Origin of the sequence: Pseudomonas canadensis, assembly GCF_000503215.1 — a bacterium.
In the GTDB taxonomy this organism is placed as follows: Bacteria; Pseudomonadota; Gammaproteobacteria; order Pseudomonadales; family Pseudomonadaceae; genus Aquipseudomonas; species Aquipseudomonas canadensis.
In genome coordinates this window covers 485,103-500,819 of record NZ_AYTD01000017.1, presented here as the reverse complement: position 1 = coordinate 500,819, position 15,717 = coordinate 485,103, and the positions used below count along the sequence as shown (strand labels likewise).

Genomic DNA, 15,717 nt, shown 5'->3' with positions numbered 1-15,717 from the left:
TCCGCGATGCATCCCAATGATGATGACCGCACCCAGTTCATGCCGCGTCCGGGTGGTCGGGCGCCGGAACCTGCGCGTGCCGAACCGTCGCCGCTGGCCATGCCGGCCGCGCCGATGCTCACCGGCAAAAGCCAGGGCCTCAACCCGCTGGAAAGCGCCGCCGGCCCGTTGTTGGCACTGCTGACGCGCCTGCGCAACACCATCGCCCACCCGGCGCCGGCCAGCCTGCGCGCGCAGTTGCTGGCGTATCTGCGCCAGTTCGAAGAACGCGCCGAAGCGGCCGGTATCGCCCGCAACGAAGTACTGCTGGCCCGTTATGCGCTGTGCACCGCGCTGGATGAAGCGGTGTTGAGTACGCCATGGGGCAGCACCAGTGACTGGGGCAAACAGAGCCTGCTGATCACGGTGCATAACGAAGCTTGGGGCGGTGAGAAAGTCTTTCAGTTGCTCGACCATTGCCTGCAAAGTCCACGGGAACGCCTGTACCTGCTGGAGCTGCTGTACCTGTGCATGTGCCTGGGTTTTGAAGGCCGTTATCGCGTAATGAACGACGGCCGCAGTCAGTTGGAAACCCTGCGTGAACGCACGGCTGCCGCCATTCGCAGCGCCCGTGGCGAACACGAACGTGAACTGTCGCCACACTGGCGCGGCGTGACCGTGGCGCGGGATCGCCTGGCGCAATTCATGCCGCCATGGATCGCCGTGGCTATCGGCGTGGCGCTGTTGCTGGCGCTGCTGTTTGGTTTGCGCATGAAGCTGGCGTCGGATGCCGAACCGGTGTTCAAGAATATTCACGCGTTGGGCGAAATCCCGGTGCAGGCCATCGACCGCCCGGTGGCACAACCCAAAGTCATCGAGCGCCCACGCCTGGCCGGTTTCCTGGTGGAAGACATCAAGGCCGGGCGCGTTGCCGTGGAAGATGCGGTCGACCGTTCAGTGGTGACCATCCGTGGCGACGAGCTGTTTGCGTCCGCCAGTTCCAGCATTGTCGATGACTACCAACCGCTGATGCTGCGCATCGCCGATGCCATCCGCAAAGTGAAAGGCCAGGTACGCGTGACCGGGCACAGCGACAACCGCCCGATTGCCACGCTGCGCTTCCCGTCCAACTGGGCGCTGTCGGAAGCACGGGCCAAGTCTGTGCTGGAAATCCTCGCGGCCAAGACTGGCCAGGCGGAGCGCTTCAGCGCCGAGGGCCGAAGCGACACCGAGCCGGTGGCGACCAACGCCACCGCAGAAGGCCGCGCCCGCAATCGTCGGGTTGAAATCACCGTATTGGCGGAGGGCGTCGAGTGAAGGCGTTTTTCAGTTTCATGATTCGCTGGGTGATTCCCGTGCTGGGCCTGATCGCCCTGAGCCTGATCATCTGGTTTGTCGGGCCGTTGCTCGACGTGCTGGTGCCGGAAGGGCGCCGCTGGGCGCTGATCATCCTGGTGTTCGCGGTGTGGATTGCCTACCGCGTGTTCCGCATTATCCAGGCCCGTCGCCAGGCCGCCGAAGTGATGCGCAGCCTGGCCGCCGAAACCCCGGCAGACCCCAATAGCGTCGCCACCGCCGAAGAACTCAGCACCCTGCGCCAGCGCATGGACGAGGCCCTGGCGCTGCTGAAGAAGGCCAAGCTGGGTGGCGATGAACGCCGCAACCTCTACGAGCTGCCGTGGTACGTGATCATCGGCCCGCCGGGTTCGGGCAAGACCACGGCGCTGGTCAACTCCGGCCTGCACTTCCCGCTGGCGGCACAGTTGGGCGCCGGTGCCGTGCGCGGCGTCGGCGGTACGCGCAACTGCGACTGGTGGTTTACCGATCAGGCTGTGTTGCTCGACACCGCCGGCCGCTACACCACCCAGGACAGCAACTCCACGGTGGATAAAGCCGCGTGGCTGGGTTTCCTCGACCTGCTGAAAAAACAGCGCTCGCGCCGGCCTATCGATGGTGCCTTCATCGCCATCAGCCTGTCGGACCTGTTGCTCGGCACCGACGCCGAGCGCGCCGCCCATGCCGCCGCCATCCGCCTGCGCATCCAGGAGTTGTACACCCAGCTGGGCGTGCGCTTTCCGATCTACCTGATGCTGACCAAGCTCGACCTGGTGCCGGGCTTCATGGAGTTCTTCGACAACCTGAGCAAGGAAGAGCGCGCCCAGGTGTGGGGCATGACCTTTGCCCTGGACGACGGCAAGAACAGCGACAGCCCGCTGGCACACCTGCAAAGCGAGTTCGCTGGCCTGGAACAGCGCCTCAACGAACGTCTGGTCGAACGCCTGCAACAGGAACGCGACCCGGCGCGCCGCGACCTGATCTACGGCTTCCCGCAGCAGTTCGGTGCGTTGAAGGATTGCCTGCAAAGCTTCCTCGAAGGCGTGTTCAAGCCCAATGCCTTTGAAGAGCGCGTGTTGCTGCGCGGTGTGTATTTCACCAGCGGCACCCAGGAAGGCAGCCCGATCGACCGTCTGATCGGCGCGATGGCCCAGAGCATGAACCTGGACCGCCAGCACCTGGCGCGCCAGAGCGGCACCGGACGCAGTTATTTCATCGAGAAACTCTTCACTGCGGTGGCGTTTGCCGAGCGTGGCTTGGTGGGGGTGAACCCGAAGGTCGAGCGTCGGCGCAAGTGGATTGCACGCGGGGTGCTGGCCGCCACCGTGGCACTGGTCGTGGTGGTCAGCGGCCTGTGGTGGGTGAGTTACCGCGCCAACCAGGCCTATATCGCCCAGGTCGACCAGAAGGTCGCACCGCTGGGCCAGTCCGTGCAGAACCTGAGCCCCGCGCAGCGTGACATCCTCGCGGTGCTGCCATTGCTCAACGCCGTGAAGAACCTGGCCGGCGACTCGCCAAGCTGGTCCGAAGGCCTGGGGCTGTACCAGGGCGACATGCTTGAAGCCGAGTCCGCCAGTGTCTACCGCAAGCTGTTGATCGCCGTGTTCGCGCCACGCCTGGTGACGCGCATCGAAGAGCAACTGCACGGCGGCGGCAATTCCGACTTCCTCTACGAAGGCCTCAAGGCCTACCTGATGCTCGCCGATTCCGAGCATTACGACCCGGACTTCATCAAGGCCTGGATCGCCCTCGACTGGGACCGCAACCTGCCGCGCGACTTGCCGGCCGATCAGCGCCAGGCATTGGCCGGGCACTTGCAGGCGCTGTTTGAACGCCATCCACCGAGTGCTCGCCTCGACCCACGCCTGATCGATGACCTGCGTCGTCAGTTGCAACAACTGCCGGTAGCCCAGCGTGTGTATGACCGGGTCAAACGCCAGAAACTGCCCGAAGGCATCCCGGACTTTCGCATCAACGAAGCCGCCGGTCGTGATGCGGCGCTGGTGTTCAGCCGCAAAAGTGGCAAACCACTTGGCGAGCCGTTGAGTGGGTTCTTCACCGCCAAGGGCTATCGCCAGGCGTTTTTGTTGAGCAGCCTGAACCAGACCGGCACCCTGGCTGAAGAGCAGTGGGTGTTGGGGCACGAACAGGCCGACCAGCAGAACGTGGTGAGCCTCGCCGCCGACGTACGCCGCCTGTATTTCCAGGATTACCAGCGTCAGTGGGATGCGTTGCTGGCGGACATCGACTTTGTGCCGATCACCAGCGTGGCCCAGGCGGCCGACGTATTGCGGGTGATTTCCGGTCCGACTTCTCCGCTGAAAAAACTGCTGGTGGCGGTGGCCAAGGAAACCGATCTGCAAGCCGAAGAGCGCCAATTGGCCGCTAAAGGCGTACCGGTGGAAGGGGGCGTCGACAAGCTCAAGGAGCGCCTGGGCAGCCTGCTTGGCCAGGAACAACCGACCGCCAATGCACCTGCTGCTGCGGATGATCCGGTGACCGCACACTTTGCCGAACTCAACAGCATCGTCAGCAAGAATGAAGGCGAGCCAGCGGCCATCGATGGCCTGCTCACCGACATGAATGCGCTGTATGTGCAGGTCAGCGCCATGGTCGGCGCCAGCGGTGATGCCTTGCTCGGTGAGGCGAAGAACCAGGCGGCCGCTGCGGCCACGCGGGTCAGCCTGAATGCCGAACGCCAGCCACCGTTGGTGCAGGGCATGGTCAAGTCGGTGGTCAATTCCACCACCAACAGCATGATGGGCGGGGTGCGCAATCAACTGAACGCGGCCTGGGTCAGCGAAGTGGTCAACGTGTATCGCCAGTCCCTGGCCGGCCGCTACCCGATGTCGCCGGGCAGCGCACGGGACGCGACCCTGGATGACTTCGGGCAGTTCTTCGGCGTGGGCGGGGTGATGGACAATTACTTCCGCAAATACCTGCAACCTTACGTGGACACCTCGGCGCAGACCTGGCGCTGGCAGCCGGGCGCGGCGCAGAAGCTCGGCATTGCTCCGGGCGTGCTGCAAACCTTCCAGCGCGCGGCGACGATCCGCGATGCGTTCTTCCGCGCTGGCGGCACCCAGCCGATTGTGCGGTTCGAACTCAAGCCGGTGTCGATGGACCCGACCATCACTCAGTTCCTGCTTGACCTCGACGGCCAGCAATTGAGCTACGACCACGGCCCCAGCCGCCCAGTGGCGATGCAATGGCCAAACCCCGGCAGCATTGGCGTGGTGCGTATCTCCATCATGCCGCCGTCGGCCAGTGGCCGTTCCGGCGTGACCCTGGACGGACCGTGGGCCTGGTTCCGCCTGCTGGAGCAATCGGACCTTACGGCTGGTAATTCCCCGGACCGCTTCAACCTGCGCCTGCGCGTCGACGGTGCGAGCATCGCCTACGAACTGCGCGCCAACAGCGCCTTCAACCCGTTCAAGAGCCGCGTGCTCAGTGGCTTCAGCCTGCCGGAGCGGCTATGACGACGCTGGGTTTCTACGGCAAGTTGGCCAGTCGTGGTGACTTTGTCAGCCGCGCGCTACCCCAGAGTTTTATCGGCCCGTGGGACAGCTGGTTGGCGGCGGGTCTGCTCGCCAGCCAGAGCAGCCTGGGCGGCGACTGGCTCAACACCTACCTGGTCAGCCCGTTGTGGCGCTTTGTGCTGGCGCCGGGTGTATGCGGACCGGACGCGGCGGCGGGTGTGGTGATGCCGAGCATCGACCGGGTCGGGCGCTACTTCCCTCTGGCGGTGGTGACCTTGCTCGATCACGACACCAATCCCGCGTCCCTGGTCGGCGGGCCGGACACCTGGTTCGAGCAGGCCGAAGCGTTGCTGCTCAGCACCCTGGATGCCGGTGCTACCTTCGAAGGCTTCAATGAAGGCCTCGATGGCCTGGGTTTCCCGGCGAGCGAACCGCGTACCGTGGGCAGCCGTTTCGCCGGCCTGCAACGGGTGGCTACCACCGTGCCTCAGGGGCGTCTGACCGCCCTGGCCGAACAGGCCTGCGAAGGCGCGAGCCTGTGGTGGGGCCGTGGCTCGCAGACGATTTCCCCTGGTTTGTTGCGGTGTCAGGGCCTGCCTGCCGCCGACGATTTTGCGCAGTTTTTGCTCGGACAAGAAGGTGTGGTGTAGATGGGGTCGACGTACAAATCCGCGAGCAAAAGCCATGTGGGCATGGTCCGCCAGGTCAATGAAGACGCCTGCCTGGACCTGCCGGAAAACCGCCTGTGGGTGGTGGCCGACGGCATGGGCGGGCACGCGGCGGGGGATTACGTGAGCAGCCTGATCGTCGACAGCTTGCGCAGCGTGCCGGTGGGGCGCTCGCTGGATGAATACACGGCGGCGCTGCGCAACGACCTGCTGCGCATCAACGCCGCCGTGCGCGAAGAAACCGCCCATCGTGGCGTGACCATGATGGGCAGCACCGTGGTGTTGTTGGCCGCCCGTGGCCTGCGCGGCGTTTGCCTGTGGGCTGGCGACAGCCGCTTGTACCGCCTGCGCGACGGCGTGCTGGAAGGTATCTCCCGCGACCACAGCTACGTGCAAGACCTGCAAGACAGCGGCCTGCTCAGCGAAGCCGACGCCCGCACGCATCCACGCGCCAATATCGTCACCCGTGCGATTGGCGTGGAAGCGCACCTGGAACTGGCGGTGGTCGACCTGCTGATCGCTCCCGGTGACAGCTATTTGCTGTGCAGCGATGGCCTGAACAAGACCGTCGAAGACCATGAGATCCGCGAAGTCCTCGGCCACGACACGCCGGATGAAATCGTGCGCAGCCTGGTGCACCTGGGACTCAACCGGGGTGCGCCGGACAACATCACCGCCATCGTTGTGAAGGTATCGGCATGAACATCCTGATTCCGGGTTATGACATCGAAGGCGAGATCGGCGAAGGCGCCATGGCCAGCGTGTACCTGGCGACCCAGCGTTCCCTGGAGCGCAAGGTGGCGTTGAAGGTGATGGCGGCGGCATTGGCGGCTGACCCGAGCTTCTGCGAACGCTTCCTGCGTGAGGGCAAGACCCTGGCGCGCTTGTCGCATCCGCACACGGTGACCATCCATGACATCGGCAACGTCGGTGAGCTGTATTACATGGCCATGGAATACCTGCCCAACGGCACGCTCAAGGAGCGCATCGCCGCCGGGATGACGCCGGAGCAGGGCGTGACGCTGATTCGCCAGATCGCCTCGGCGCTGGGCTATGCCCACGCCCAGGGCTTGGTGCACCGCGATGTGAAACCGGCGAACATTCTGTTCCGTGCCGATGGTACGGCGGTGCTGTCGGACTTCGGTATCGCCAAGTCGCTGGATGATCGCACTCAGTTCACCCAGGCCGGGTTTGCCGTAGGCACGCCGAGTTACATGAGCCCAGAGCAGGCGCGGGGACAAGAAATTGATGGTCGCGCCGACTTGTACGCGCTGGGCGTGGTGCTGTACGAGATTCTCGTCGGCAAGCTGCCATACACTGGCACCGATGCGCTCTCCACGGCGCTCGCGCACCTGACTGAACCGCTGCCCGAATTGCCGGTGCACCACGGTCGTTATCAGGAGGTGCTGCGCAAGCTGTTGGCCAAGGATCCGGCGGAGCGCTTCGCGGATGCGGCGGCGTTGTTGCGGGCGTTGGATAACCTGCCGTCGGAATCGCCAGAGGCTACCTTGGTGCGGCCGTTGCCGATCCCCATGAGTTTTGATCTGGCCGGCATCACCCCGGAATCCATCGAGATCCCCACCGAGAAACCCCAGCCGGTGCGCCAACCGGTGGTGCCGCCGACCCAGCACAGCGAGCAGCGCCGTGGGCCGGTGTTGGCACTCGCCGCTGTTGCAGTGGCGGTTGCGTTGGCCATTGGTGGTGCGAGTTATTGGTGGTTGAGCGGCAGCGATGAGCCCGTGGCCAAGCCCCCGGCTGCGGTGGTTGCGCCCCCTGTGGCGCCGCCTGTGGCAGAAGTGGATGGCGGTCAGCGTCCGTTGCTGATGGCGGGTAAGAAAACCCTGTTCCAACGCGTCCTCAGCAAACCCGGCGCCAAGCTTTCAACGGACGCCGGCAGTGCGCCGGGCAAGGCTTTGCCGGCGTTTTCCGTGCTTTACGTCTACCAACGCAAGGACGTTGACGGCAACCCATGGGTACGCGTCGGCGCCGCCACCGATGGCCGCAGCGACGGCTGGTTGCCCGCGTCCCTGGTCAGCGACTGGAAGCAGAGCCTGGTGCTCAAGTTCACCGAGCGTTCAGGCCGCGCGCCGGTAATGTTCCTGCGCCAATCCGCTGAAGTGGAAAGGTTGCTGGCTGACCCGGCCGCCGCCAAAGGCGTACTGGCCAAGGCGCAGAAAAACAGTGAGGACAACAGCCAGATCCTGGCCCTGGAACCGACCGCCAGCGCTGTGCCGCAAAACCAGTTCTACCTGCTGCCGATCTTCGACGCCAAAGAGAGCTTCGACGAAAACGGCCAGCCGGTGCAGTTGCTCAATGTGGCCTCCATCGACCCAGGCACCAGCGCCGCTAAACCGGCCACGCCGGTGATCAACGCCAATGCTGACGCCTTCCGCACGGCTGTTGTGCTAGTGGTGGATACCACCGTTTCCATGCAGCCCTACATCGACCAGATCCGCGACGTGGTGCACGAACTGCAAACGCGCATCGGCGAACGCGGCGAGTTGGACAGCGTGAGCTTCGGCATGGTCGGCTTTCGCAGCAGCATCAAGAAAACCCCTGGCCTGGAATACGTCGCCAAGACCTTGATCACCCTCGATCAGGGCCGCGACCCGCAACGTTTCCTCGACATGGCGCGCCAGGTCAAGGCGTCCACTGTGTCCAGCCATTCGTTCAACGAAGATGCGTTCGCCGGCGTGATGCAGGCAGTGGATGGCATGGATTGGTCCGGCTATGGCGGACGCATCATCCTGCTGGTCACCGATGCCGGTGCGCTGCGCAAGAACGATCCGTTCGCCGCCACCCAGATGAACGAAGCCGAGGTACGCCAGGCCGCGCTGGGCAAACAGATCAAGATCTACGCCCTGCACCTGCGTACCGACGCCGGCAAGAAAACCCATGCCGGCGCCGAGAGCCAGTACCGCATCCTCACCGCCGACGCCAACCCTCAGATCGGCGACCTCTACACGGCGGTGCCCGGTGGTGATGTGCGCAAGCTCGGAGAGCGTGTGGATGAGATCGGTACGGTGTTCGCCAATCTTGTGCATCAAGTGCGCAGCAACACGCCACAGCCGGTGCCGTTGTTGAACAGCGCGCCGAGTCTGGCGGATAAGTCCGCCGCCGTCGGTTATGCCATGCACATGGATTTCCTCGGCCGTAAAGCTGCGAGTCAGGCACCGCAACTGGTCAGCGCCTGGACTGCCGACCGCGACCTGACCAACCCGGCACTGCCGGCGTTCCAGGTGTGTGTGATGCTGACCAAGTTGCAGCTCAATGACCTGCAGCAGTCGCTGAAATTGATCGTCGACGCGGCACGCAAGACCCAGACTTCACCCAAGGACTTCTTCCAGGAAATCGCCAGCGCCTCCGCCTATATGAGCCGCGACCCACAGGCCCTGCGCAAGGGCGGCAACCTGGCCGACGGCGGCATCTTGGGTGAATACCTGGAAGGCCTGCCGTACCGCAGCAAGTCGCTGAACATGACCCAGGACCTGTGGTTGTCGTTGAGCGTGGCCGAGCAGGAAGACTTTATCGACGAGCTGGATTCGAAGATCCGCCTCTACGAAACCTTCCACAATGATGTGGCCAACTGGGTCCGTTTCGGCGATGCCGAGCCGGGTGACGCGTTGTACCGCGTGCCGTTGTCGACGTTGCCGTGATGCTGAACCTGAACGCGGTGCACAAGAGCCGGGGCGTCGGCAGCCAGCGCTACAGCCTGGTGATTCCGGCGCTGACGCTGCGTGAGGGTGAGCAATTGGCGATTGTCGGGCCCAGCGGTTGTGGCAAAAGCACCTTGCTGGATTTGCTGGCGTTGGTATTGGCGCCGGATCAGGTCGGGCAGTTTGAATTTCATCAGCAGGACATTGCCGGATTGTGGCGCGGTGATCAGCAATCCATGCTGGCCGCGCTGCGTAGCCAGCATCTGGGCTATGTGCTGCAAACCGGCGGCTTGCTGGGGTTTCTCGATGTGCGTGGCAATATCGCCTTGTCACGGCAACTGTTGGGCTTGAAGGACGACGGCAGCGTGGCGCGCCTGGCCGAGCAGTTGGAGATCAGCGACCAGTTGGCCAAGAAACCGGCGGCGCTCTCGGTGGGCCAGCGCCAGCGCGTCAGCTGTGCCCGCGCCCTGGCTCATGCGCCGCAACTGGTGTTGGCGGATGAACCGACGGCGTCCCTCGACCCCTTGAATGCCGAGCGCGTGATGCAGGCGCTGCTGGCCCAGGCGCGCGAACACCGTGCCGCCTGTGTGATTGCCACCCATGACGAACCCCTGGCCCGCGCCAGTGGCTTGCAGGTGCGGCGTATCAGTTGCCGTCGCGACACCGACGGCGGCGTCACCGCGACCCTCGGGGAGGTGTGCTGATGCGCCTCGGTCTGGTGGCGTCGCTGGCCTGGCAGGACTATCGCAACGATGCCTGGCTGTCGGTTTGTTCGGTATTGGCGCTGGTCGCCGTCATTGCACCGTTGCTAGTGTTATTCGGCCTGAAATTTGGACTGGTTAGCAGTTTGACCGAACGTTTGCAGACCGACCCCGCCACCCGTGAAATTATTCCGTTGGGCGGTGGTCGATTCAGCAGCGCCTTTATCGAGCAACTCGGCCAGCGCAGCGATGTGGCGTTTGCACTCCCGCGCACGCGACAAATTGCGGCGACCGCGCAGGTGGGCGCCTTGGCCCTGGAAATGCTGCCGACCGCATCGGGTGATCCCTTGCTGGCGGGTCTTCCGGTGCCGAGGGGCCTGGACCAGATCGTGCTGAGTCACACCGCCGCCGAGAAGCTGGCAGCGCGGCCAGGGGATTGGCTGGAGACCAGCTTTGCACGGCAAGTGGCAGGACGCTTCGAGGCCCAGCGCACGCGTTTGCAGGTGCTGGCGGTATTGCCGCTGGAAGCCTTCGCCCGTGATGGGCTGTTTGCCGATTTGAAATTGCTGGAAGCAGCAGAAGATTACCGCGATGGTCGTGCGGTGCCGGCCTTGGGCTGGGAGGGTGAAGCGGTCGGTGTGAGTGAACAGCGCGTGTACCCGGCATTCCGCCTGTATGCGCAGAACCTCACCGATGTGGAACCGCTGCGGGTGTTTTTCGCCGGGCAGAACCTGCTGGTGTCGACCCAGGCGCAGACCATCGCGCAGGTGCAGTCGTTGAGCCGCAACCTGTCGATCGTTTTCTGGGTGATCTGCGGGTTGGCGTTGGCGGGGGCGTTTGCGGCGATATTTGCTGGAGCGTTGGCCGCCGTGGTGCGTAAGCGTCGGGAATTGTCGGTGTTGCGCCTGTTGGGGTTTTCCACCGGTGGGCTGTTGTTGTTTGTGGTGGTGCAGGCGCTGTACAGCGCAGGTTTCGCCGCCGTGCTCAGTGCCGGCCTGTATGGCTTGGCCGAGGCGGCTTTGAACACGTTATTTGTGCAGGTGCCGGGCGAACACGCCAGCCACCTGTTGGCACGTCATTACGGCCTGGCCCTGGCTGCAGTCATGGGCGTCAGCGCCGTGGCTGCGGCCTGTGGTGGCTGGCGAGTGGCGCGGATCCAGGCTTCTGAAGGAATCAGAGATGTATAAGTTACTGGGCGCCTGTGTGGCGCTGACCCTGGCCTCTATGGCCTGGGCCGATGAGGCGAGTGAAAAACTCGATAACCCCAAGCCGTTGGAGGGCGACGTCAGCCTGCCGCTGCCGTGCGAAGGCAACATGGTGTTTCGTTACGCCTACGTGTTGGCCCAAGGCACCCTGGATGACCGCGAGATCAGCCTCGGCTACCCCTTTGCCGAAGGCGAGGCGGGCTATCAGCAGTCATTCATTTCCGGCTACCGTCGCGACTTCATCAACGGCCAGTTCACCCTCAAGGACCTGCCCAAAGACTGGAACAAAATCATCGCACCCTTGATGCCGAAGACCGACGCCAAGACCCCGCTCAAGCCCATGCTCTACTTCATCGGCAAGTACGAAGTGACCGCACGCCAGTACGCCCAGGTGATGTCCCAGGCGCAATCGTTGGCCAGTGGTGAACCCGCGCCTGCGTGCGACGCACCCACCGGCATGGCCGGACGCTTGCCCAAGGTCAAACTGTCGCGCTTTGAGGCCGAGCGTTTTTCGGCGGTGTACAGCGCCTGGCTGATGAAATATCACCGCGAATTGCTGCCGGTGAGCGGACGCGGCTCTTCGGCGGACGACGGCGGTTTGGGTTTTGTGCGCCTGCCCACCGAAGTGGAGTGGGAATTCGCCGCGCGTGGCGGTCATGCCGTCAGCCGCCAGGACTTGGAAGCGCGGCTGTTCCCGCGCCGTACTGAAGGCAGTGACAGCGACGGCCCGCTCGGCGATTACGCCGTGTTCAACCAGGTCGCCGGCGGTACCGGCCAGGCCGCGCGCCTGATGCCTATCGGCACCAAGTTGCCCAACCCGATCGGTCTGTTCGATGTGATCGGCAACGCGGCGGAAATGGTCCAGGAATCCTTCCAACTGGTGCACGCCGGGCGTCGCCAGGGCACCTACGGCGGCTTTGTGGTCAAGGGTGGCAACTACCTGGAAGGCGAGGGCACGCTGTTCACCGGCATGCGCCGCGAGTACCCGCTGTTCGCCGCCGACGGCACCGAGCAAAGCAACGAGACCACCGGGTTCCGCGTGGCGATTGGTGCCTTGTCGGCGCCGCGTTCACGTTACAAGGAGTTGTTCGCCCAATGGCAGAAAGAAGGTCGCCTGGCTTCGCTGACCGACGCCATCGACGATGCCCAGGACCCGACCAAGCGCCTGGACAGCATCATTGCCGCCAGCGCCGACTCCAAGCTGCAAGCCGAGCTGGGGCTGGTCAACGAAGAGCTCAAGCGCAACGTCTCGCTGATCGCCCAGCAACGCGAAGAGGCGGCGGGCAACCTGATCCAGTCGGCCGCATTGGTGGCCGAAACCATCGCCAACTACAACATCCGCCTGGCCAACCTGCAGAAGAGCCGCCAACAGTCCCTGGACAACAAGGACGAGGCCAGCGCGCAGCTGTTCGACATGGCGATTGCCAATGGTCGTAGCGCGCTCGATGGCGCGGTGGCGATCTATATCGACAACCTGGCCACTGGCACGCGTTACACCGATGCGGTGATCCAGGCGCAGTTTCAACGGATCAAGGAAGAGTTGGATCGCAAGCCGGTGCTCGGTAAGAGCCTGGTGACGCGCGCAACACTGTTCGTTCGCCATGTCGGCAACTACCGCAAGCAACAGCGGGCCGACCCGGCAACGATCTTGAAGGAATTGCTCGCAGCGAGCGGTCAGCGATGAGCGCTGGCTGTATGGCGAGCTTGGAAGGGACTCAGGCGGCGGTGGGCCGTGCTGGGCAAGTCAAACTTAAACGAGAACACACCTATGCTTTTTTCCCGTAAGGCGGTTTCCAAGCGTCACTTGCTGCTGATCGCGGCCGGTTTCAGCACTGTGTTGACCGGTTGTGCCACGTCGCCGGCCTCTAAGGTCGCGTCGAGCACCAAGGTCGAGTACTACCCGAACTGCTACGAGCCGGTGCAGCACCTGCGTGCGACTGACTCGGACATGACCAAGTCGGTCGTCACCGGCGCAGCCATCGGCGCGGCCGGCGGTGCACTGCTGGGCGCCCTGACCGGCGACTCCGACAAGCGCGGCCGTAACGCCGCCATCGGTGCAGCGGGCGGCGCCCTGGCCGGCGGCGCGGCGGGTTACTACACCGAGCGCCAGAAGCAGATCAGCGATGACAACCAGCGCATTGCGTCCTACTCCACCGACTTCAACAAAAGCGCGTCCGACATCGACCGCAGCACCGCGTACGCCAAAGCGTCGCAACAGTGCTACCAGAGCGCGTTCACCAAGCTGGTGGCCGACCGCAAGGCCAAAACCGTCAACGACACCGAAGGCCGCAAGCGCCTGGCGGAAATCGTGGCAGGCCTGAAGGAATCCAATGACCTGATCGTTGCGGTCAACGGCAAGGCCAGCGAAGACCTGAACAACTACACCCAGGCCTACGAGAAAGACCTGCAGCAAGTGGGCGTGCAGCGTAACGACGTGGTGACCGTGGCGACCGCCGACACCGCTCCTGTGGTCGCTCCGGCCAAGGGCAAGAAGCCGGTCAAGGTTGCGAAAAAGCAGGCTCTGCCAGTCGTGCCGAAAGAAGCTGTCACCACCGAGAAGAGCATTCAGACCGTGCAGGCCAAGCAAGCTGAAAGCAAGCAGGTCGCCAGTGCCGGCAAGGCCCAGCTCGAAGGCAGCTGCCGTGATCCGAACCTGGCCGACTGGGCACCGGTACCTTGCCCTAACGTTTAAGTAACATGCTGCTATAAGCGTCAAACGCCAGCCGATCTTCCGCTAATGCGCTAGATCGGTGGCGTTCTTTTAGCAAATCGTTAAACTGCTGCGGCCACTCAATAATTACACCGAGGCCGTGTGCATGAAATTTCGTCTTCTCCTGTGGGTGCTGGGCCTGATGATGGGCAAAGCCAGCCGCACCAATCCCGCCTTCCAGCAGCAACTGGGTGACAAAGACCTGGCCTTCCAGCTGCAGACCCTCGACGGCAAGGTTGCCCGTCACTTCATCGTCAAAGACCAGCGCATCACCAGCCGTTCGGGTGTTCACCCTTCGCCGGCGTTCGCCATCGCCTTTAAAGATGCGGCCTACGGCTTCGCCACGATGCAGGCGAAGAACAAGCAATTGGCGTTCATGACGGGGATTCAGGACAAGTCGATCCAGATCAAGGGCAACCCGGCGCTGGTGATCTGGTTCCAGGGGTTGACCAAGTATTTGAAGCCGAAGAAAAAGAAGGGTTGAATTCATCGCCGGCAAGCCGGCTCCTACACAAAATCTGTAGGAGTCGGCTTGCCGGCGATGGCGATGTAACAGGTGGTGGGTTAGCCCTGGCTGAACTGGGACGCCAACTCGCGCAACAGCACCTCGGCATCCAGCACTTTGCCCACCACTTCCTCAGCCTTGTCACGGCTCAAGCCCAGACGCTCAAGCAGCGCATCCGGAATCGCCTCATCCGGCCCGGAGCCAATCCCACGGCTGCGCAACAAGCGTACCGCCAGACACACCAGGTTCGGGTATTCAGCGTACTGACCATCGTAGGTCGGATCGTGCTGGAAGCGCAGGGCAGTGGACAGTTCATCCGGCATGTCCCAGTAGCGCATCAGCCACGCACCGATTTGCTCGCGGCTGATGCCCAGCAGGTGTTGCTCGACATAGCTGTGGCACAGGTGCGGGTTGACCTCTAGGTGACGGCAGATCAGCGAAAAGTGCGGCGGGAACACGTGAGCCAGCAGCAGGTAACCGAAGTTGTGCAGCAAGCCCGCGAGGTAGGTCAGGCCGGCTTCCGGGCGCTGGGCGCGGGGCATAGCGCGGGTCAGGCCTTCGATCACGGCGGCGGTGTAGATTGACTGGTGCCAGTAGGGTGTGGACTGGTGCGGGTGATCCTTGGGCAGGCTCAGGGTCTTGCCCAATGCCAGGCCCAGCGCCAGGTTGATCACCAGGTCAAAACCCAGCACGCGCACGATGGCGTCTTCCACGGAGCGGATCTTGCCCGGCGACGCGTAGTAGGGCGACGCGGCCCAGCTCACGACTTGCGCAGCCAAAGCGGGGTCGGTTTCGACCACGCCGGTAATGTCATCAATGGTGGCATTCGGGTCGACACGCAGCTTGATGATCTTCTGCGCCGTGTCGGCCAGCGGTGGAATCTCGATGGTCGCTTCCAGGCGTTGCTGGATGCGGCGGGCGGTGAATGCCTGCATCGCCTGGGTAATTTCCTCGCGGTCATCATTCGGGCGGTCAAGGTTGGGGCGGATGTTGCTCAGCGGCTCGCCGAAGTGGCCGGCGCTGGCCTTGGTCAGCATCGTCTTGAACGTGTCGGTCGGTATTTCCAGTAGCACCCCGGCTTCGCCCGAATGCACCAGCAGGCTCGGCTCGTTGAGCAGGCTGCCTTCGTACAGGCACGGCGAACTGGTGAGCGGCGGCAGGCCTGGCAACAGGGTCAGTTCGTGCTTGCCCAGCATGCGTTCGACGCGATCCGGCGATACTGCCGTGAGGCGGCGACCGGTGAGTTCGGCGAGGCGGTTGAGATCGAGCAATTGGTTCTGCGGGAACAGCACCATCAGTGCGCCCACCGCGTCTTCCAGCAACACGGCCTGGACCTTTCGCGCAGGATTCAGGCCCGGTAGGTCGGTGACTTCCGTGTAGGGGATGGCGAGTTTTGCGAGCAGAGCCCGAATGACCGGCGGGGCGGTCAGTGGGGCTGTGGCGAGGGCAACTTCTGACATGGCCTGATCCAATTTCTTA

11 protein-coding genes are annotated in these 15,717 nt (G+C 63.7%); 10 read left to right on the top strand and 1 reads right to left on the bottom strand.

Annotated elements, in window-relative coordinates; translation table 11 throughout:
- Positions 1-6 precede the first annotated feature (6 nt).
- The 10 genes from U367_RS0121090 (at position 7) to U367_RS0121045 (ending at position 14,217) form a co-directional block, all read left to right on the top strand.
- A complete protein-coding gene (locus tag U367_RS0121090; RefSeq protein WP_028618491.1) occupies positions 7-1,296 on the top strand; it encodes a DotU family type VI secretion system protein in 1,290 nt (429 codons plus the stop codon).
- Positions 1,293-4,793 (top strand): type VI secretion system membrane subunit TssM, encoded by a 3,501-nt coding sequence (gene tssM, locus U367_RS0121085; RefSeq protein WP_028618490.1) that lies wholly within the window; start codon positions 1,293-1,295, stop codon positions 4,791-4,793. The genes U367_RS0121090 and tssM overlap by 4 nt, the downstream gene beginning before the upstream one ends.
- Complete coding sequence (gene tagF / locus U367_RS0121080) at positions 4,790-5,443, top strand: type VI secretion system-associated protein TagF (RefSeq protein ID WP_028618489.1); 654 nt, start codon at positions 4,790-4,792, stop codon at positions 5,441-5,443. The genes tssM and tagF overlap by 4 nt, the downstream gene beginning before the upstream one ends.
- Complete coding sequence (locus U367_RS0121075) at positions 5,444-6,163, top strand: PP2C family protein-serine/threonine phosphatase (RefSeq protein WP_028618488.1); 720 nt, start codon at positions 5,444-5,446, stop codon at positions 6,161-6,163.
- Positions 6,160-9,117, top strand: a complete 2,958-nt coding sequence (locus U367_RS0121070; RefSeq protein WP_028618487.1) for a serine/threonine-protein kinase — start codon at positions 6,160-6,162, stop codon at positions 9,115-9,117. Before U367_RS0121075 ends, U367_RS0121070 begins: the two co-directional genes overlap by 4 nt.
- Complete coding sequence (locus U367_RS0121065) at positions 9,117-9,821, top strand: ABC transporter ATP-binding protein (RefSeq protein WP_028618486.1); 705 nt, start codon at positions 9,117-9,119, stop codon at positions 9,819-9,821. Before U367_RS0121070 ends, U367_RS0121065 begins: the two co-directional genes overlap by 1 nt.
- Positions 9,821-11,005 carry an ABC transporter permease family protein gene (locus U367_RS0121060; protein ID WP_028618485.1) on the top strand — a complete coding sequence of 395 codons (1,185 nt, stop codon included), beginning with the start codon at positions 9,821-9,823 and terminating at the stop codon, positions 11,003-11,005. The genes U367_RS0121065 and U367_RS0121060 overlap by 1 nt, the downstream gene beginning before the upstream one ends.
- On the top strand, positions 10,998-12,707 hold the full coding sequence (locus tag U367_RS0121055; protein ID WP_028618484.1) for a formylglycine-generating enzyme family protein: 1,710 nt from the start codon (positions 10,998-11,000) through the stop codon (positions 12,705-12,707). Before U367_RS0121060 ends, U367_RS0121055 begins: the two co-directional genes overlap by 8 nt.
- A gap of 84 nt (positions 12,708-12,791) precedes the next feature.
- Entirely contained in the window at positions 12,792-13,715 is a 924-nt protein-coding gene (tagQ, locus tag U367_RS0121050; RefSeq protein WP_028618483.1) for a type VI secretion system-associated lipoprotein TagQ, read from the top strand.
- A gap of 124 nt (positions 13,716-13,839) precedes the next feature.
- Positions 13,840-14,217, top strand: a complete 378-nt coding sequence (locus U367_RS0121045) for a hypothetical protein (RefSeq protein ID WP_028618482.1) — start codon at positions 13,840-13,842, stop codon at positions 14,215-14,217.
- Between the two features lie 80 nt (positions 14,218-14,297).
- Here U367_RS0121045 and U367_RS0121040 read toward each other — a convergent pair whose 3' ends face one another.
- Positions 14,298-15,698 (bottom strand): aminoacyl-tRNA deacylase and HDOD domain-containing protein, encoded by a 1,401-nt coding sequence (locus U367_RS0121040; RefSeq protein WP_028618481.1) that lies wholly within the window; start codon positions 15,696-15,698, stop codon positions 14,298-14,300.
- Positions 15,699-15,717 lie beyond the last annotated feature (19 nt).

Excerpts from the sequence above, each read along its gene's own strand:
- tagQ (WP_028618483.1), top strand. The coding sequence starts at position 12,792 with ATGCTTTTTTCCCGTAAGGCGGTTTCCAAGCGTCACTTGCTGCTGATC.
- U367_RS0121060 (WP_028618485.1), top strand. The coding sequence starts at position 9,821 with ATGCGCCTCGGTCTGGTGGCGTCGCTGGCCTGGCAGGACTATCGCAAC.
- tagF (WP_028618489.1), top strand. The coding sequence starts at position 4,790 with ATGACGACGCTGGGTTTCTACGGCAAGTTGGCCAGTCGTGGTGACTTT.
- U367_RS0121090 (WP_028618491.1), top strand. The coding sequence starts at position 7 with ATGCATCCCAATGATGATGACCGCACCCAGTTCATGCCGCGTCCGGGT.
- U367_RS0121075 (WP_028618488.1), top strand. The coding sequence starts at position 5,444 with ATGGGGTCGACGTACAAATCCGCGAGCAAAAGCCATGTGGGCATGGTC.
- U367_RS0121045 (WP_028618482.1), top strand. The coding sequence starts at position 13,840 with ATGAAATTTCGTCTTCTCCTGTGGGTGCTGGGCCTGATGATGGGCAAA.
- U367_RS0121065 (WP_028618486.1), top strand. The coding sequence starts at position 9,117 with ATGCTGAACCTGAACGCGGTGCACAAGAGCCGGGGCGTCGGCAGCCAG.
- U367_RS0121055 (WP_028618484.1), top strand. The coding sequence starts at position 10,998 with ATGTATAAGTTACTGGGCGCCTGTGTGGCGCTGACCCTGGCCTCTATG.
- U367_RS0121040 (WP_028618481.1), bottom strand. The coding sequence starts at position 15,698 with ATGTCAGAAGTTGCCCTCGCCACAGCCCCACTGACCGCCCCGCCGGTC.
- U367_RS0121070 (WP_028618487.1), top strand. The coding sequence starts at position 6,160 with ATGAACATCCTGATTCCGGGTTATGACATCGAAGGCGAGATCGGCGAA.